Raw genomic sequence first — 19,011 nt, 5'->3', positions numbered from 1 at the left:
AGCTTTAATAGTGGAGAATTATAATGAAACAATTACAATAAATTTTTTATCATAGATTTGATTTTTTACGAATAGGGGGAAGAGTGAATGACATTACGAATTGTATCAGGACGTGCAGGTACCGGAAAATCAGCGTTTATTCATAGAGAAATAGTCGAGCAATTATCAACAGATCCATTAGGTCACCCTATTTTTATCATTGTCCCTGACCAAATGTCTTATTCAACTGAATATGAACTGACAAATAGACATGGCTTACACGGGCTAATACGTGCACAAGTGATGACGTTTAAACGTTTGGCTTGGCTTGTATTACAAGAAACAGGTGGTATTGCTCGTCAAGAAGTAAATGGCTATGGTTATCGGATGCTTATTCGAAAATTACTAGAGGAGCAAAAAAGTGATTTCTCTCTATTTCGACAAGCTGCTGGTAAACGGGGCTTTACAGAGGAAATCGAATCGTTATTACGTGAATTTAGCCGTTATAGTGTAAACAGTTCGGTATTAGCGGAAGTGACAGCTTCTTTAAAGGCTATTGATGCACCGAATACATTGCAGGCTAAAACAAATGATTTACAAATCGTTTTGCAAGCATTAGAAGCACGACTTGGCACGACTTATGTCGATAGTGAGGGATACTATCCGATCTTAACCGAGCAGTTAAAATTTTCAGAGACGATGAAACAGGCGACAATTTATATAGATGGCTTTACTGCCTTTACTGTAAGAGAGCTAGAGCTTGTTAAAGAACTGCTAAAGGTGTCAAAGCAAGTAACCGTAGTGCTGCCGTTTGACCATATAGAAGAAGTGTATGATGAGCAAGCGCTCTTTAATGAAGCGGCAATTACAAATCAGCGTTTGCATGATATAGCACAGGAAAATGGCATTGAGGTAGATGCACCGTTGCATTTTATCAAAACACATCGATTCCAGTCAGAAGATTTACGTCATGTAGAAGCAACATTTGAAAATATGGTGCCAAAAACGAAAAAATCAACAGGCGATGTGAAGGTCTTTGAAGCGTCGAATCGACGGGCTGAGATTCACGCCATTGCCCGGGAAATAACGAAGCTGACAAGGCAGGAGGGCTATCGTTATCAAGATATAGTGTTACTTTATAGACAAGCAGATGTATATGATCCGCTTATTTCAACAATTTTCCAACAATACGACATTCCTATTTTTGTGAACTCGAAAAAAACGATGCTCCATCATCCATTAATTGAGTTTAGTCGTTCTGCATTGGAGGTTATTACTTCTAATTGGAAATATGAACCGCTTTTTAGAAGTGTGAAAACAGATTTGTTTTTCCCTTTGCATGCTGAGCAAAGTGTTTGGCGGGAGCGTGCAGATCGCTTAGAAAATTACTGTTTAGCACAAGGAATATACGGAGAACGTTGGTTTGAAGATGCTCGTTGGTTTTACAAAAAATATCGAGGTCTTGAATTCCATTCCCGTGTTCAAACGGATGAAGAGCGTGCGATGCAGACAGAAATTGAGGCAATTCGTGATGTAATCCGTCCACCATTAAAAGCATTACAGGACAAGCTTATGCAAGCGACAACTGGTAGAGATGTAGCAACTGCGTTATATGAACTTGTAGAGGAAGTTCAAGTATATGACAAGCTTCAAATCATGAAAGATCGTGAAATTGATAGAGGAGAAGCATTAGCTGCAAGTGAGCATGATCAAGCGTGGAAAGAATGGGTTGCAGTACTCGATCAGTTCGTTTACATGTTTGGTGAGCAAGAAATGTCAGTGGAAGAAGCGGCAAAAATTTTAGATGAAGGATTCGATACATTAGAATTCTCCCGTATTCCACCTACTTTAGATGAAGTGATGGTGGCAACAGTCGATTTAGCTCGTTTATCGCATATTAAAGTTGCCTTTGTTCTTGGAATGAACGATGGCGTTTATCCTACTCGTATGGATTATGAAGGATTGCTGTCTGATACGGAACGTGAATGGTTTATGCACATTGGCTATGAATTAGCCCCAACATCCAAAAATAGGTTACTGCAGGAAAACTTCTTACTATATCGTGCAATTACAACACCTTCAGATAAGCTTTATATGACTTATTCGACGGCAGATGAAGAGGGGAAAGCGTTATTATCCTCGTTATATATTAAGAAGATTATCGGTAACGATAAAACGGCAGGGCTTTTAAGCGGGGTAAATGTCGAGCGTGTAGTAATAGATCCAATTGAATTGATTGATGATAATGTATTGCCGTATTTACGACATCCTCGTACAGCATTAGCCCATTTAATGCTACAGTTACGGCAAGCAGAGCATAGTCGTGAGCTTGCACCAGAATGGGTAGCTTTACAAAAATATTATGAGCAAGATCCATATTGGGCATTAATTTTACATCGACTAATGCATCCAATTACGCATAAAAATGAGGCAGAACCACTGGAAGGCTACATTACACAAGAGTTATATGGTCGTAAGCTAACATCAAGTGTGTCAAGGATTGAAAAATACTTCCGCTGTCCGTTTTCACATTTCACAACGTATGGGCTGCGTTTGGAAGAACGAGCAGAATATCGTTTAGAAACATTTGCAATGGGTGATCTATTCCATGAGGCATTGAAATGGATTACAGAAGAGACGCATCGTTTACAACTATCTTGGATTCGTTTAACAAAGCAGCAAATTCAACAGCTTGCACGACAGGCTGTAGAGCAAATTGTGCCCGTATTCTCACATCAAATTTTGCTATCTAGTGCACGCTACCGTTATATTCAGCGCAAGCTTATACGTATTGTAGAGCGCACAATGATGGCACTAACACAGCACGCGAATGTTTCGCATTTTAAACCAATTGCCATCGAAGCATCATTTGGACCAGGGCAACACGAACAGCTTCCGCCATTGGAAATTGATTTACATGGTGGCAAAAAAATGTTTATGCGAGGTCGTATTGACCGTGTGGATAGTGCATCTATAGATGATCGCTCCTATTTACGTATAGTCGATTATAAATCGTCTGCCCGTGATTTAGATTTGAACGAGGTATATCATGGGCTATCGTTGCAGGTGTTAACTTATTTAGATGTAGCGATGGAAAATGCATCCTATTGGCTACCTGGTGATGCAGAGCCTGCTGGTGTGCTTTATGTCCACGTCCATAATCCAATGCTAAAACTTGATAAAGACTTAAGTGATAGTGAAATTGAAGAAGATCGATTAAAGCAATATAAGATGAAGGGTCTTTTAACAGAAAATCCAGAAGCTATTTTATCAATGGACGAGCAACTTGAGGAAGCAAGCGGGCACTCACAAATCATACCTGTCTATATGAAAAAGGATGGTACACCGTCCGAATCACAATCGCGTATTGTGCCGGTTAATGATATGAAAAACTTGCAGCATTTTGTGCGCCGTAAGCATCAAGAAGCTGGGAATGGTATTTTAGCAGGGGATACAGCCATTAGCCCTTATAAACTAAAATCAAAAACAGCCTGTGATTATTGTCAATTTGCATCAGTGTGCCAATTTGACCCATCCGATGGTAAACAAAGCTATCGTCAGCTACCGCAAGTAAAGCCGGTAGAGGTTGTCGAAAAAATTCGGGAGGAGATGAACTAACATGGTGCAGCAAATACCCTTGAAGCCAGCAAATGTCACTTGGACAGATGATCAGTGGAAAGCGATTTATGCAAGTGGGCAAGATACCCTTGTTTCAGCAGCAGCTGGTTCTGGTAAAACAGCAGTGCTCATTAATCGCATGATTGAGAAGGTTGTAGCAACAGAAAACCCGATTAATGTTGATGAATTACTTGTTGTAACGTTTACCAATGCTTCGGCAGCTGAAATGCGCCATCGTATGGCAGAGGCGCTTGAGAAGGCGATAGCAGAAAATCCGACGTCTAGCCATTTGCGACGTCAGTTAAGTCTTGTCAACAAAGCACAAATTTCAACATTGCATTCTTTCTGTTTAGCCATTGTGAAGCAGTATGCTTATATGCTCGATATTGACCCAGGTTTCAGGATAGCGAATGAAGCTGAGATTGCGTTGCTTAGAGATGATATTTTAGCTGATGTGCTAGAATCAGCCTACGATACTGAGGATGAAGCACAAATCAACGCCATTTATCGACTAGTGGATAGCTTTACATCAGATCGTGATGATCAGGCGATTGAAACATTAATGAGTAAGCTTTATGATACTTCTCGCGTTCATGCTGAACCGAAAAAATGGTTACGAAGCTTACCAGAAACATATAAGTTAGCGGATAATGTGACAATTGATGATTTAGAGTTATCAAAATATGTAAAATTGACTGTTAAGCATAGTCTGGAGGAAGCATTCGTATTAATTTCTGAAATGCGTGCCATTACGCTCCAGCCAGATGGTCCTGCTCCATATGCTGAAACGGCAGAAATCGATTTTGCTATGATTCAAGAAGGCATTCGGATTAGTCACGAAGGAACGTGGCAACAGCTATTTGATTATTTTTCAACTGTGAAGTGGTCGACACTTAAGCGTGTTTCAAAGGATGCTTTAGTCGATGTAGAGCTTCAGGAGCTGGCAAAGAAAAAGCGTGAGTCTGCTAAAAAGATCATGAATAAGCTGAAAGAAACCTATTTTGTCCGTACACCTGCCCGTCTGCTTGAAGAAATACGACTAATGGCACCAACGATTGCAACGTTGGTTGAATTGACGACTATTTTTTACGAGCATTTCCGTTTGGCAAAATTAGAGCGGGGAATTATCGACTTTTCAGACTTAGAGCATTATGCACTGCAAATTTTAACGGAAGAGGTAGATGGTAAATTACAGCCATCACCTGTTGCGCTAGATTTGAAAAAACGTTTTAAAGAAGTGCTTGTGGATGAATATCAAGATACGAATATGCTACAAGAAACGATTTTACAATTGGTCAAGCTAGGTGAAGAGCAAGATGGCAACCTTTTTATGGTTGGTGACGTAAAACAAAGTATATATCGCTTCCGTTTAGCAGAGCCAAAGCTCTTTATGCGAAAGTATGGTGAATTTTCAGAAGATCCCGAAGCAACTGGCATGCGCATTGATTTAAATGCTAATTTCAGAAGTCGTAGCGAGGTTTTAAACGCTACAAATTTTGTATTCGCGCAAATTATGGGCGAACGGGTTGGTGAAATACACTATGATGACAATGCTTCATTGAAGCCAGCAGCACCATATGACGATAAAGAGGTACCTGTTGAACTCGTCGTTTTACATCCACTCGAGGAAGAGACATTGGATGAAGAACAGGATGAGAGTATAAGTGAGGCTTCAGAGCTTGAAGAACTAAAAAAATCACAGTATGAAGCACGATTTATTATTGATCGAATTCGCCAAATGATGGAAGATGGTACAACGGTATACGATACGAAAACAGCAACAGAGCGTCCATTAAAATACAGTGACATCGTTATATTAATGCGTTCAATGACGTGGTCAACCGATTTAGTGGAAGAATTTAAACTAGCTGGTATTCCCCTTTATGCAGAGTCATCTAAAGGTTATTTTGATGCACTTGAAGTGATGATTATGCTCAATACACTAAAGGTTGTAGATAATCCGTATCAAGACATTCCACTAGCCTCTGTGTTGCGAGCACCTTTTGTAGGCTTAACAGAAAATGAGTTAGCCAAAATTCGTTTAGCGGATACAAAAACACCGTTTTACGATGCATTAAGACAGTTTATTCGAAGTGAAGGACATGGTGTACAATCCGAAACATTTGAGAAGCTTCAACGTTTTATGCTGGCATTTGAAAACTGGCGAGATTTAGCACGTCGAGGATCTTTGTCAGATTTAATTTGGAAAATCTACTTAGATACGCATTATTATGAAATGGTTGGGGCAATGCCAAATGGTAAACAACGACAGGCGAATCTACGCGTTTTACATGATCGAGCATTAATGTATGAAAAAACGTCGTTTCGAGGCTTATTCCGCTTCCTGCGCTTTATAGACCGGATGCGAACACGTGGGGATGATTTAGGAACGGCAAAGTCCATTGGTGAAAAAGATGATGTAGTAAGACTTGTGACCATCCACTCTTCCAAAGGGTTAGAGTACCCAGTTGTTTTTGTTGCAGGAATGGGACGTCCTTTCAATAAAATGGATTTTCACAATCCATATTTATTCGACCAGGATTATGGGCTTGCGGTCAAGGCGATTGATCCAGAAAATCGCATAACCTATACTTCTTTACCGTTTCTTGCGATGAAGGAGAAAAAAGAGCTTGAAATGAGAGCCGAGGAAATGCGTGTATTATACGTAGCGATGACACGCGCCAAGGAACGGCTTATTTTAGTAGGCTCAGTAAAAAGCTGGGGTAAAACACGTGATGCATGGCAGGACGCTCAAAACTTGGCTGTGGATGCACCGTTGCAAGATTATTTACGTGCCCGTGCAAATAGTTACTTTGATTGGGTTGGACCTGCTGTTGCAAGACATGCTGATTTTGCATCAATCGCAAGTTCTCCATATAAGGCTAGACAAGATGCATCGCATTGGTGGATCCGTGCAGTTCCAACCTATCATTTTATGTATGACACGCAAGCACTCGATAGCGACGTACAGCAGATGCTAGAAGCACCAGAAGATGCCGAGTTGCTTGCAGAAATTACTGCTCGCTTCCAAGCGCAGTATGCATTTCAAAAATCGACACAAAAACGCTCGAAAACATCGGTTAGTGAAATTAAGCGTGTAGAAAGTTTACAACGTCAAGAAGAGCCAGAATACTATTTTACTGCACCTAAAAAAGACAAGGCTTCTATTGCACCAAGACCAACCTTTTTACAGGACAAGCAGCTAACAGGCGCAGAAATGGGAACGGCCGTCCATACGGCTATGCAGCATGTACCACAGTGTGGCTTTTCAACAGTGCAAGAGGTTGAGCAATTTGTAGCGGAGTTAGTGGCAAAACAGTTGCTAACAGAGGCAGAAAGCAAAATTGTTCCATGTGAGAAAATTTTCCGTTTCTTTACAACTGATATTGGCCAACGCTTCAAAAATGCAAAGCAAATTCGCAGAGAAATGCCATTTACCATTAGTCGTGTCGATGAAGACGGTGACGCGCAAATCGTACAAGGGATTGTGGATTGCTTGTTTGAGGATGTTTATGGCAACTGGATATTACTTGATTATAAAACAGACCGCATCAGTTCCCAATTTGCGGAGGAGCCAGCGTTATCGAAGGAACTTATAGGCCGTTATGGTGTACAACTACGTGTTTATAGTGAGGCGATTGAATCGATTTTACACATACAAGTGAATGAAAAAGTGTTGTACTTGTTTGACATTGAGCAGGCACTTTATGCGTAGGGAAACCTTCGCCTGTGAAATTAGGTAGTATTCCTTTCAGAAGCGTTAAAATGCAAGCTGCGATCTTCTGCATGGAAAGTGAGCGTTGATATGGCTTACCTACATGCAGAAGGGGCAAATTGCAATGTACGTGATAAGAAAGAAGAGGAGGCTATTTTGTGAATTTAAAACCGACGATGTTGCAGGAGCGTATTGCAACATTAGATATTTTACGTGGAATAAGCTTACTAGGTATTTTGCTTGTTAATATGTATGCTTTTTATTTACCAATGCCACATATTGATTTAGGGTCATGGTTTACAACACCGTCAGATATTGTTTGGCAGCAAAATTTAGATATCTATGTGCAAAGCAGCTTTTATCCGTTATTTTCTATGTTATTTGGCTATGGGTTAGCGATGCAATGGCAAAAAGCCCAAAGTCGTGAACAAAACTTTTATGGAATAGGTCTTCGAAGACTTACTGTATTATTTATGTTTGGTTTGGTGCATGCGGTCCTTATTTGGTGGGGAGATATTTTAATGATGTATGCATTTTGTGGTATTTTTTTACTGTTACTTCTACGTTTACAGCCAATCTGGCTTTTATTAACCGGCATTATAATTAATGGATGTATGCATCTTTTTATGTTGTTTGTCGTAGGTTATATTAGCTTTAATACGAAGGTAGATACGTATTTAAATATTACGGATGTGGAAAAAGCAATTACTGCTTATGGTACAGGTAGTTGGGTGGATGCCTTTTTACAACGCTTATCAGACCTATCTGTTCAGGCAGGTATAGGAATGTGGATTGCGTCATTGTTTATGGTATTACCATTTATGCTAATCGGTGCTGCTGCTTCTAAATGGCATTTAGTTGAGCGAGCGAAAGAGCTGAAATGGCTGTGGCTGGCATTAACAATCGCAGGGCTCACAGTAGGTATTTTTTTGAAAAGTACCCCAATCATCTATACTCGTACGTATTTACTAGATTATATAAAGGTCTATATGGGTGGTCCAATATTATCAATCGGCTATATAGGATTCATTGTATTACTATGTCTACTGCCAGTTGTCCCAAAATTACTTAGTCCCTTTGCAAAAATTGGACGCATGTCGTTAACGATGTACATACTTCAATCCATTATCGGAACATGTATATTTTATCAATTTGGATTAGGTTGGTATGGAAAAGTTAGTGTTTCTACTGGAGTGTTAATTGCTATCGGTATTATTGTGGCGCAAATGATCTTGGCAGAAATTTGGCTAACGAAGTGGAAGCAAGGTCCGTTAGAGGCTTTATGGCGTAAATTAACATATAAGGCGAAGACTGAGCCAAGCTAAAAAATTGCTCGTAATATACTTAATTGATAGAGAATTAGCAACATTAAAAATTGTTATCGTAAAAGTAAGGTAATTTATATCATATTGTTGTATCATGTAGAAAAAAGAAGGAGCTCTTAAAATCATGAAAATTTTATCATTTAAATTAGGTGGACATGTAAGCTTTGGACCAAAAGTAAAAAAAGAAGAAGCGGTATGGGATGTACTCGCTATTCAAAACGAACTTCAAGTTCTCCCTTCTTTTTCAAGTTCAATTGTCGATGGTATTGCATTAGGCTTCGATTTTGTTGAACAGATTCGTAAATTAGTAGAGGCAGCAGAAAAATCAGATCGTGCTAATAGCTTCAAGCGTGAATTTACAGCGATTGAATGGTTATCACCAATTCCACGTACGCCAAAAAACATTATGTGTATCGGTAAAAACTATGATGAGCATGCAAAGGAAATGGGTGCAGAAGCAGCACCAATCGATTTAATGGTATTTACGAAGTCTCCAACAGCGATTGCTGCGGATGGCCAAACATTATCTATTCATGCTGATCTTTCTTCAAAAATGGATTATGAAGGTGAACTTGCAGTTGTCATTGGTAAACGTGGGAAAAACATTCCGAAAAACTTAGCCTTTGATTATGTATTTGGCTACACAATTGCGAATGATATTACAGCGCGTGACCTGCAAGATAAACATAAGCAATTTTTCTTAGGAAAAAGTCTTGAAGGCACTTGCCCATTAGGACCATACCTTGTGACAAAAGATGAAATTCCAAATCCACAAGAGCTAACAGTTGTAACAAAAGTGAATGATGAAGTACGCCAAAACGGTACAACAAAAGATATGATGTTCACTGTTGAAAACCTTGTATCAATTTTATCGCAACACGTAACGTTAGAGCCAGGCGATGTCATTTTAACAGGTACACCAGCAGGCGTAGGGAAAGGCATGAATCCTCCGCAATTTTTAAAAGCAGGTGATACAGTGAAAGTATCAATTCAAGGTATCGGTACGTTAGTCAATCATTTTGAATAATATGTATAATCCGCGCGAGTGTAAGCTCCGCGGATTTTTTAATTTGTTTTTTGTAAAGCCCTTTTCTAGGTGGTGGAAGAATCCCAAAAATGCAATGAATTTAGTTAGGTTTAGCCACCTTCGAGGTGTAATTGATTCAATTTCGTGAACACAATTTGTAATATTTGAAACCATTTCCACCACATGATAGGATATAGTTTGATAGAAAAAAAATGAGGTGGGACAAACATGGATTTTTTAACTAACCAAACACATTTACACATTACAACTTGGGTAGTTGGTATCGTAATCTTTTTAATCGCAGCACTTAGTGGTAAGCAATCAAAAGGCTTACATATGACATTACGTTTATTTTACATTTTAATTATCATTACTGGTGGGGCATTATTTATTGAAGCAATGGATTTCGGCCAAGGAATGCTTTATGGCTTTAAATTTATTGGCGGTATTTTAGTTATTGGTATGATGGAAATGGTATTAGTCCGTCAAAAGAAAAACAAGCCAACAACAATGTTCTGGATTTTATTTGTAGTGTTTTTACTAATTACACTGTTCTTAGGGTTTAAATTACCAATGGGACAACATTTCCTTGCATAATGATTAACAAAAGCCGTGATGCAGTCGCTTCACGGCTTTTTTTTTGAAAGTGCCAGTCACTCAAACAATTTTGAATTTTCTTGAATTTATAATCTGCGGGAGCATATAAAATGTATGACACGGGCATTCTGCGCATTAGTAAGGTTGCGGCTGACACTGTGCCCACGGAAAGCACCGCCGTAGCGGACAACAACGGCATAGCCAAAATTGACTGTAGTCAAACAACACTTTTTCTCAATGGTCTCTGTCTTTTATTATTGAAGTTGGCTTAATTTGACACCTTTTTGTCTTAATTCATTTTGCATTTCAGGAAAATATTTTGAAATGATAGCTACGTAGCTGTTTTATTTGGTAAAATGACGTTGGATTGCTTTGAAAGAGAGGGAATAAAAGTGAAATTTAAGAAGTGGATAGGCGCAACAGCCGCATCGCTTTTACTGGCAACTTCATTGATTGGTGTAACACCAGCTCATGCGGATGAAGTTCAAACAAGAACGATTGCAGAAGAAAGCATTTTTGATTTACTCGTTGACCGTTTCTTTAATGGTTCAGGCACCAACGATTTTGATACAAATACGCAAGACCCAACGAAATTTGCAGGCGGTGACTTTACAGGTCTACAAGATAAACTAAAATTTATTGGAGAAATGGGCTATACGATCGTATCTATCGGAACAATTTTCGATACTGAAATATACGATGGCTCAATGCCAACAAGCTATAGTAAAATCGAAGAGCATTTTGGAACAGCAGAAGAATTTCAAAGTGTAGTGAAGACATTTAAAGAAAAAAATATGTCGATTATGGTTGACTTTCCCTTAAATAATGTAAGCCCTAATCATGAGTGGGCACAGGATGCAGCAAAACAGAACTGGATTGCCTCTACAGATAATGGACATATTCAATGGGATTTAACAAATAAAGATGTACAAGCTGCTTTAATTGAATCAGCGACAAAATTTGTTTCTACATATGATGTTGGTGGCATACGTTTAACAAATATTGCGGATGCCGATTCTGCATTTCTTAATGCAATGATCACAGCATTAAAAGATACAAAAAAATCATTATATATTATTTCAAATGAAGAAAGCGATGCAAATTTTGATGCAAGCTTCTCGCCAGAAACAGCAGAAATTTACCGTAATATGTTTAAAAATGTCGATAAAGACTCTTCAAAGCTAATGGAGCCTTTTACTAGTGAGAAACCAACGCAAATTATGATTGATTCATTGCAAACGCATCGTTTTACATTCGATTCCGCATCTGAAAATATGTTCCCTCCAACACGATTAAAAATGGCATTGGGAGCGTTATTTATGATGCCTGGAATTCCGGTTGTTCAGTATGGTACAGAAATTGCCATGAACGGGGAAGTGAAACCTGACACACATCAATTATACAATTTTAAAACAGATGAAGAGTTAATTGATTATATTAAAAACGTACAATCTTTACGTAATCAATCAGCGACATTACGTAAAGGTGATTTTGAAGTCATTACAAATGACAATGGTTTACTTGTGTTTACACGAACATCCGATGAAGAGCAATGGATTATTATGGTGAACAATACGGGGAAAACACAACGTGTCGATTTAACACCAGAGCAAATTGGTGAAGGCAAAATGCTAAACGGTATTTTACAAGAAGAAAAGGTACGTATAAATGAAAAAGATGTGTACCCTGTCATTTTAGACCGTGAAATTGTAGAAATATATCAAGTTAAAGACGATGAAGGGCTAAACATTCCTTACATGGCTGCGCTTGGATTAGTCTATGTTGTATTTATTGGCTTCGTCGTTGTTATAATTAAACGAGGTAAAAAACGTCGTCAAGAACAAGACGCTGCAAAATAAAATTAGCCAAGAGGCTGGGACAAAACTTTAAAAGAGGAACAAAACTGTTAGTAAATTCTTTTACAGTAGATAAAATTTAGAAGAGAGCATTAGTTGATGGTAGCAAAGGCGGTGACTCCTGCGGGAACGCACGCAGCGTAAGAAGCAACAAACTGCGCGCTAGCGAGGGTTGCGGCTTACGGTGTGCCCGCGGAAAGCAACCGCCGTAGCGGACATCAACGGCATAGTAAAAAAAGTGTTAGATTGATTGAAATCAATCTAACACTTTTTCTCTTATGTCCTGTTCTCAATATGCTATGATTGGTAGCTTTTATTTGTAAAGAAAATAGCGATTGTACCTGGTCCAACATGAGAACCGATAACTGAGCCAATCATTGTCATTTGAACTTCTTTTGGCGCAAATTTTTCCTGTATGGATGCCTTTACTTCGTTAGCAAAGGCCGTATCATCACTATGGCTAATGCCGACAATTTTATTAGAAAAATTACCACCACGCTCTTGCATTAAATCTAACATACGCGCAATCGCTTTTTTACGACCACGTGATTTTTCAATCGGTACCAGTTTGCCATCCTCGACATTTAAAATAGGCTTAATGCTAAGGAGTCCACCAAGAAATGCACTTGCTTTTGAAACACGCCCCCCTTTAGCAAGGTAATCTAAATCTTCCACTGTGAAAAGATGTTCCATTTGTGAAGCGAGTGAAGAGACTTTTGTTTCAATTTCTTCAAGCGAAGTACCTGCTTTCCTCAGTTGAACGGCTTCTTGAACGATTAAGCCGTGACCTAAAGAGGCACATTTTGAATCGATAATTGCTAGCTTTAGTGTAGGGTACTGCTCAATTACTTGGTTGCGTATCATTAAAGCTGTACTATACGTACCTGACAATTCAGATGAAAAGGCGATATAAATGCCTTGCTCACCGCTTTTTGCAAGCTCTTCAAAATGTTTTAAAAAGAGTTCTGGTGAAACTTGTGAAGTTTTTGGATGTGCACCTTGTCGGATAGCGTCGTAAACTTCTTTAGAATCAATTGATATGACATCATCATATTCGTTGTTATTTACTTGTACACGTAACGGAAGTAGAATGACATCATTCTCTTCGTAGTAAGACTTCGGCAAATCACATCCACTATCAGTAAAAATTTTCATCATCTTAACCTCCTAAAAAACTGTATTTATTAGTAATGCTTACTTCTCCCTATTTTTAAATGGCTGAAAAAAGGGGAATTACTACTTAACTATCATAATTTTAAGCGCTCAATAAGTATTTTAGCAATGCCATCTTCATTATTCGTCGTTGTAATTTCATTGGCTATGTTTTTTAAGCTAGTGATGCCGTTACCCATAGCGACGCCAATACCGGCATAATCAATCATTTCTAAATCATTGTCCTCGTCACCAAAGGCGATAATACGCTCACGCGGAATACCTAAATCTTTAGCTACATGTGAAATACCGACAGCTTTATTTAAGCCACGACGGACAATTTCAATAATATGAAGCGGTGCACCCCAACGACGATGCTCTATAACTTCCGCATGAACTGCTTGTAAATGGTCTCGAATAATCATGGAATTAGTTTCGTTAGCTTGAATTAGGAGACTTGTTGGATTAACTAATAGGTTTGTCGAAATATCACCTAACGTAATTTTTGGGTTACCCATGTTAAAAATATTTAGTATGCGATCATCCTCTGTATGCACATAAATGTCATCCTTCACTTCAGCTATAATATTTTCATATTCATAGCTATTAACAGAATCAACAACCTCTCGTACAACGTTTAAGTCAATCGGTGTATGCATTGTTTGCCAAGCAGCATTTTTAGGATGGTGGACATAAGCGCCATTAAAATTCACAATAGGTGTTGTTAAACCAAGCTCATGATAGTAGATATCACTTGCACGATAAGGACGACCTGTGGCAATCATAACCTGATGCCCTTGTTCCTTAGCCTGCAATAATGTTTGTTTTGTTTTTAAAGAAATTTGTTGTTGGTCCGTTAATAACGTACCATCTAAATCTAAAACGATTAAATGCGGTTTCATTGCTTGTTGCCCCTTTCCTATATGTTTGAATAGTATCTCTTTGTAATCCATACGTCAAAATTTTGTCACATTGAAAAAAGTTTGCTAACATAAAAAAGGTTAGACAAAAGTTGGGAGTGACAAGAATGTTAGTAAAGAATGAAATTTGGGGACATATTCCTTTGTTACATATATCGACAGATAATATGAATGAAAATACCCCGGTAGTAATTTTCTTACACGGCTTTATGAGTGCAAAAGAACATAACTTACATTATGCATACCAGTTAGTAAATAAAGGGGTGCGTGTCCTATTACCAGATGCAAAACTTCATGGTGATCGCAGCGAAGGATTAACAGAGACTCAAATGAATTTACATTTTTGGGATATCGTCTTAAATTCTATTCATGAAGTAGAGCAATTATATAAAGAATTAAAGAATAAGCAATTAATAGCTAACAATAAAATTGGTGTAGCGGGCACTTCAATGGGTGCAATCGTCACATCTGGCTGTTTAAAACGTTATAATTGGATTCAAACGGCAGCAATATGTATGGGAGGCCCTGGTTTTATTAAATTAGGTGCCTATCAATTGCAACAAATGGCGAAAAACGGAGTGAAATTTCCGATGTCAGAGCAAGAAGTACAAAAAACGAATGAACTTCTCGCAAAGTATGATATCAGTTTAACACCAGAACAATTCGCTGGACGCCCTGTATTCTTTTGGCATGGTGAGCATGATAAAACCGTACCTTTTAATGATACGTATAACTTTTATTTAACATTACGTGCATACTACGATGAAAATCCGAGCAACTTAAAATTTATTACAGATAAACATGCTGGTCATACTGTAACACGTGAAGGTATGTTGGCGGCAACCGATTGGCTTGCACAGCATTTGGCATAATAAGAAGCATCTGCTATGATTAAGTTAACACTGTGACGAAAGGAGAAATACAGATGGATCAAGATATGAAAGACAGCATGTTAAGTGCATTAGAAAACGTAATCGACCCTGAGCTTGGTATTGATATCGTCAACTTAGGTTTAGTATATGATGTAGATTTAGATGACGAGGGGTTAGCAACAGTTACAATGACATTAACTTCAATGGGTTGCCCAATGGGACCGGTTATTGTCGATCAAGTAAATACAGCTATGAGTGAACTACCAGAGGTGAAAAGTACAAATGTAAATATTGTATGGAACCCACCTTGGTCAAAAGATAAAATGTCTCGCTATGCGAAAATGGCATTAGGTGTCCGCTAATAGATTGACTTCTAACAATATGAATAAAAAATCCCTGCTTGCACATAACTGTAAGCGGGGATTTAATATTTATTTTGCTTTAGCAGAAGTCCTTCGCTTTTATAAGTAGGGAAGACATGCCAAAGAAGCACTGCATTCACTGAGAATTAAAATTATTGCTTAATTAATCGTTAATGAAACCTACGCATGTCTCAAATATGTCACGCCGTTGTTGATATATTAGTCAATACGGCAAATTTGCAATGGGCAGTTTTCACAGGCAATTTCATTTTTTAAATATTGTAAATTAAGAATAGTAATATAGCCTTTTTCGAAGGATAGAATGTGATGTTTTTTAAGATCGTTCAACATTCGGTTAATCATTTCTCTACTTGTAGCACATAAATTCGCAATTTCTGAATTTGTTAATGGAAAGTCGATAAAAATTGACTTATTTTCTAATGGCTTCCCATACGTATTTGAAAGGCGAATTAGCGTAGAAAATAAAGCACCTTTTTTACCATTTAACACTAAATCACGTAGACGGCTTTGATATTTTAAATTTTCTGTTTGCAACCATTTCATATACTCTACCATTAAATGTGGCTGCTCCACTAATAGATGCTCTAATGATTTACGACTTAAAACATACAACGTTGAAGGTTCTAAAACTTTAGCTGTCATCGAAAAATAAGTGAGGTTACAAAATAATGAGCCTTCACCAATTATACTATCAGGACCGCAAATTCGAATTGTTAATTCCTTTCCATTTTCGGTTTCCTGGCTAATCGAAATAGCCCCTGTTTTAATATAATAAATTTCTTTAGCTCGTTCCCCTTCTAAGAAAATTTTACTATCTTTATTCACTTTAATAAAAACGCCATTATTTTTAAAAAGTGCATGCATTTTCTCTTGAATATTATCCATTAGTACCATATATCAAACACATCTCTTTCTTTTTGTAATAAAAATTACCTGTATTACAAAAGGATGACGATAATCATTTCGATATACTAAAACAACGAAACATACCACTATTATAACGTAATTTTCCATTTTTCAGTAAAATATTTTTGAGCTTTTTTTTTGCTACGATTTGTCGATTGTTGTAAAATAAAGTTAGTCAAAAAAGGTCAAACTTTTAATGGAATCAGAATAAGGGTAAAGATATAAAAAAGAAGAGAGAAGAGGAGTGCTACAATGCAATTTCAACAAACTGATGATAAAAAACCATTAGAGCAATTTGGTCGTAACTTAGTTGAAGAAGTAAAAAACGGCAAAATGGACCCTGTAATTGGACGTGATGAAGAAATTCGCAATGTGATTCGAATTTTAACGCGTAAAACGAAAAATAACCCGGTCTTAATCGGTGAACCAGGAGTAGGTAAAACAGCCATTGTAGAAGGGTTGGCACAACGTATTGTGAAAGGTGATGTTCCAGAAGGATTAAAAGAGTGCGTATTGTACGAGCTTGATATGAGTGCATTAATAGCTGGTGCAAGTTATCGTGGTCAATTTGAAGAACGATTAAAAGGCGTACTAAAAGAGGTAAAAGAATCTGAAGGGCGCATTATTTTATTTATCGATGAAATCCATACAATTGTTGGTGCTGGTAAAACAGACGGAGCAATGGATGCTGGAAATATGTTGAAGCCTATGCTTGCGCGTGGGGAACTCCACTGTATAGGCGCTACTACGCTAGACGAATACCGTATGTATATTGAAAAAGATCCAGCTTTAGAACGCCGCTTCCAACAAGTGCTTGTTCGTGAACCGTCTATTGAAGATACCGTTTCTATTTTGCGTGGTTTAAAAGAACGCTTTGAACTGCATCATGCAGTACGTATTCATGATCGGGCTATTGTAGCTGCTGCAGAGCTTTCAAATCGCTATATTACAGAGCGTTTTTTACCAGATAAAGCGATTGATTTAATTGATGAGGCATGTGCGATGATACGAACAGAAATTGATTCGATGCCGCAAGAACTAGATGCGGTGACTCGTCGTATAATGCAGTTAGAAATTGAAGAACAAGCATTGCGTAAAGAAAAAGATGAAGCTAGTAAAAAACGTCTTGAGCAATTACAAGAAGAGTTAAAAAAGCTTAAAGATTCATCAGAAGGGATGCGAAAACAATGGGAAGCAGAGAAAGAAGCATTGCAAGGCATCCAGAAAAAACGTGAATCACTTGATAAATATCGTCGAGATTTAGACGAAGCGGAAAGTAAATATGATTTAAATAAAGCTGCTGAATTACGACATGGCAAAATTCCTGCGCTTGAAAAAGAGATTCAAGAGATGGAGAAACATCTAGAAAATGGTAGTGAGACACGTATTTTGCGTGAAGAAGTCACATCTGACGAAATTGCATCAATTGTATCTCGTTGGACAGGTATCCCTGTAACAAAGTTAGTTGAAGGTGAACGTGAAAAATTACTGCGTTTAAAAGATACGTTACATGAACGGGTTGTAGGACAGGATAATGCTGTTCAGCTTGTTACAGAAGCAGTATGGCGTGCCCGAGCAGGCATTAAAGATCCACATCGCCCAATTGGTAGCTTTTTATTTCTAGGGCCAACAGGTGTAGGTAAAACTGAGCTCGCTAAGGCACTTGCTGCACAGTTGTTTGATTCCGAGGAGCATTTTATTCGAATTGATATGAGTGAGTATATGGAGAAACATAGCGTATCACGTCTTGTTGGTGCACCTCCAGGCTATATCGGCTATGAAGAGGGTGGACAATTAACTGAAGCGGTTCGTCGTAATCCGTATTCTGTCGTATTACTCGATGAAATTGAAAAGGCTCATCCTGATGTAGCGAACATATTATTGCAAATTTTAGATGATGGGCGCATTACAGATAGTCAGGGACGAATGGTGAACTTTACAAATACCGTAATTATTTTAACATCCAATATAGGCTCTAGCTATTTAATGGAAGCACAAGAAGATGATGCTGGAGTTGAGGATTTAGTAATGGCAGCGCTGCGTCAGCACTTTAAGCCAGAACTTTTAAACCGAGTGGACGATATTATTATGTTCCATGCGTTATCTGAAGAACATTTCACTGCGATTGCTTGGAAATATGTTGAGCAGCTTGTAAAACGTGTAGCTGAGCAGGAAATTACATTAGATGTTGCTCAAGAAGTAATAGATTGGGTTGTTGAACAAGGAGCAGATCCGCAGTTTGGGGCACGTCCATTAAAACGCTTTGTACAACGGTATATTGAAACAGCAGTTGCCAAGGAGTTATTGCGTGGCGAAGTACTACCAGGAGAGACTTTGCATATTAAAATGCAAAATGGTCAGTGTGTAGTCGAAAAATAACAAATAGAAAAAAACCTGTTTCGCATTAGGCGAGACAGGTTTTTTTATGATATTGATTAATGGTGGTCTGCAGCTTCTGGAGTTGGCTCGTTTGGAATGATTGCGCCAATAACAAAAATAAGTACAGAGAATACCAATGAAAGGATCGCACCAGTTTGGAAATCAAATGGTACTCCGATTACAGCACTTACTACGTAGTTTAACATTGAAACTAGTAAGAATGACCATATGAACGTTACGATATATTGCATTTAATTCACCTCAACCGAACTTTTTTATTAC

The 19,011-nt window shown here is 38.1% G+C and carries 13 protein-coding genes; 9 read left to right on the top strand and 4 right to left on the bottom strand.

Going from position 1 to position 19,011, the window contains the following annotated elements; all coding sequences use genetic code 11:
* Positions 1-87: 87 nt before the first annotated feature.
* From addB to ACIQXW_RS19250, 6 genes are all read left to right on the top strand, one after another.
* Positions 88-3,597, top strand: a complete 3,510-nt coding sequence (gene addB, locus ACIQXW_RS19275) for a helicase-exonuclease AddAB subunit AddB (RefSeq protein WP_402764792.1) — start codon at positions 88-90, stop codon at positions 3,595-3,597.
* 1 nt (position 3,598) lies between these two features.
* On the top strand, positions 3,599-7,312 hold the full coding sequence (gene addA / locus ACIQXW_RS19270) for a helicase-exonuclease AddAB subunit AddA (RefSeq protein ID WP_402764789.1): 3,714 nt from the start codon (positions 3,599-3,601) through the stop codon (positions 7,310-7,312).
* Positions 7,313-7,470: 158 nt separating this feature from the next.
* Positions 7,471-8,637 (top strand): DUF418 domain-containing protein, encoded by a 1,167-nt coding sequence (locus ACIQXW_RS19265; RefSeq protein ID WP_402764786.1) that lies wholly within the window; start codon positions 7,471-7,473, stop codon positions 8,635-8,637.
* A gap of 124 nt (positions 8,638-8,761) precedes the next feature.
* Complete coding sequence (locus tag ACIQXW_RS19260) at positions 8,762-9,664, top strand: fumarylacetoacetate hydrolase family protein (RefSeq protein ID WP_340826304.1); 903 nt, start codon at positions 8,762-8,764, stop codon at positions 9,662-9,664.
* Positions 9,665-9,892: 228 nt separating this feature from the next.
* Entirely contained in the window at positions 9,893-10,261 is a 369-nt protein-coding gene (locus ACIQXW_RS19255) for a YisL family protein (RefSeq protein ID WP_401021174.1), read from the top strand.
* A 392-nt stretch (positions 10,262-10,653) separates the two neighbouring features.
* Complete coding sequence (locus ACIQXW_RS19250; protein WP_402764782.1) at positions 10,654-12,120, top strand: alpha-amylase family glycosyl hydrolase; 1,467 nt, start codon at positions 10,654-10,656, stop codon at positions 12,118-12,120.
* A 294-nt stretch (positions 12,121-12,414) separates the two neighbouring features.
* Here ACIQXW_RS19250 and ACIQXW_RS19245 read toward each other — a convergent pair whose 3' ends face one another.
* Both ACIQXW_RS19245 and ACIQXW_RS19240 read right to left on the bottom strand, forming a co-directional pair.
* Positions 12,415-13,272, bottom strand: a complete 858-nt coding sequence (locus tag ACIQXW_RS19245) for a DegV family protein (protein ID WP_340826540.1) — start codon at positions 13,270-13,272, stop codon at positions 12,415-12,417.
* A 92-nt stretch (positions 13,273-13,364) separates the two neighbouring features.
* The gene (locus tag ACIQXW_RS19240; RefSeq protein ID WP_340826300.1) at positions 13,365-14,171 is read right to left on the bottom strand and encodes a Cof-type HAD-IIB family hydrolase; all 807 of its coding nucleotides are present in this window, start codon (positions 14,169-14,171) and stop codon (positions 13,365-13,367) included.
* A gap of 125 nt (positions 14,172-14,296) precedes the next feature.
* Between ACIQXW_RS19240 and ACIQXW_RS19235 the strand changes: the two genes are divergently transcribed.
* Positions 14,297-15,061 (top strand): prolyl oligopeptidase family serine peptidase, encoded by a 765-nt coding sequence (locus ACIQXW_RS19235; protein WP_340826297.1) that lies wholly within the window; start codon positions 14,297-14,299, stop codon positions 15,059-15,061.
* A gap of 53 nt (positions 15,062-15,114) precedes the next feature.
* The gene (locus ACIQXW_RS19230; RefSeq protein ID WP_173478090.1) at positions 15,115-15,423 is read left to right on the top strand and encodes a metal-sulfur cluster assembly factor; all 309 of its coding nucleotides are present in this window, start codon (positions 15,115-15,117) and stop codon (positions 15,421-15,423) included.
* 219 nt (positions 15,424-15,642) lie between these two features.
* Here the strand turns inward: ACIQXW_RS19230 and ACIQXW_RS19225 are convergent, their stop codons facing one another.
* The gene (locus ACIQXW_RS19225; RefSeq protein WP_402764777.1) at positions 15,643-16,338 is read right to left on the bottom strand and encodes a Crp/Fnr family transcriptional regulator; all 696 of its coding nucleotides are present in this window, start codon (positions 16,336-16,338) and stop codon (positions 15,643-15,645) included.
* 264 nt (positions 16,339-16,602) lie between these two features.
* On the opposite strand from ACIQXW_RS19225, the gene ACIQXW_RS19220 reads away from it, so the two are divergent.
* A complete protein-coding gene (locus tag ACIQXW_RS19220) occupies positions 16,603-18,729 on the top strand; it encodes an ATP-dependent Clp protease ATP-binding subunit (RefSeq protein ID WP_402764774.1) in 2,127 nt (708 codons plus the stop codon).
* A gap of 56 nt (positions 18,730-18,785) precedes the next feature.
* On the opposite strand, the gene ACIQXW_RS19215 is transcribed toward ACIQXW_RS19220, so the two are convergent.
* Positions 18,786-18,980, bottom strand: coding sequence for a YjzD family protein (locus ACIQXW_RS19215; RefSeq protein WP_340826294.1), 195 nt, complete (start codon positions 18,978-18,980; stop codon positions 18,786-18,788).
* Positions 18,981-19,011: the final 31 nt, after the last annotated feature.

Origin of the sequence: Lysinibacillus sp. NPDC097162 (assembly GCF_044762185.1) — a bacterium.
Classification (GTDB): domain Bacteria; phylum Bacillota; class Bacilli; order Bacillales_A; family Planococcaceae; genus Lysinibacillus.
Note: the sequence above shows the minus strand (reverse complement) of the source record. Positions and strands in the feature narration are given on the sequence as shown.

Excerpts from the sequence above, each read along its gene's own strand:
- addB (WP_402764792.1), top strand. The coding sequence starts at position 88 with ATGACATTACGAATTGTATCAGGACGTGCAGGTACCGGAAAATCAGCG.
- ACIQXW_RS19260 (WP_340826304.1), top strand. The coding sequence starts at position 8,762 with ATGAAAATTTTATCATTTAAATTAGGTGGACATGTAAGCTTTGGACCA.
- ACIQXW_RS19235 (WP_340826297.1), top strand. The coding sequence starts at position 14,297 with ATGTTAGTAAAGAATGAAATTTGGGGACATATTCCTTTGTTACATATA.
- ACIQXW_RS19245 (WP_340826540.1), bottom strand. The coding sequence starts at position 13,272 with ATGAAAATTTTTACTGATAGTGGATGTGATTTGCCGAAGTCTTACTAC.
- ACIQXW_RS19255 (WP_401021174.1), top strand. The coding sequence starts at position 9,893 with ATGGATTTTTTAACTAACCAAACACATTTACACATTACAACTTGGGTA.
- ACIQXW_RS19230 (WP_173478090.1), top strand. The coding sequence starts at position 15,115 with ATGGATCAAGATATGAAAGACAGCATGTTAAGTGCATTAGAAAACGTA.
- ACIQXW_RS19220 (WP_402764774.1), top strand. The coding sequence starts at position 16,603 with ATGCAATTTCAACAAACTGATGATAAAAAACCATTAGAGCAATTTGGT.
- ACIQXW_RS19215 (WP_340826294.1), bottom strand. The coding sequence starts at position 18,980 with ATGCAATATATCGTAACGTTCATATGGTCATTCTTACTAGTTTCAATG.
- addA (WP_402764789.1), top strand. The coding sequence starts at position 3,599 with ATGGTGCAGCAAATACCCTTGAAGCCAGCAAATGTCACTTGGACAGAT.
- ACIQXW_RS19240 (WP_340826300.1), bottom strand. The coding sequence starts at position 14,171 with ATGAAACCGCATTTAATCGTTTTAGATTTAGATGGTACGTTATTAACG.
- ACIQXW_RS19225 (WP_402764777.1), bottom strand. The coding sequence starts at position 16,338 with ATGGTACTAATGGATAATATTCAAGAGAAAATGCATGCACTTTTTAAA.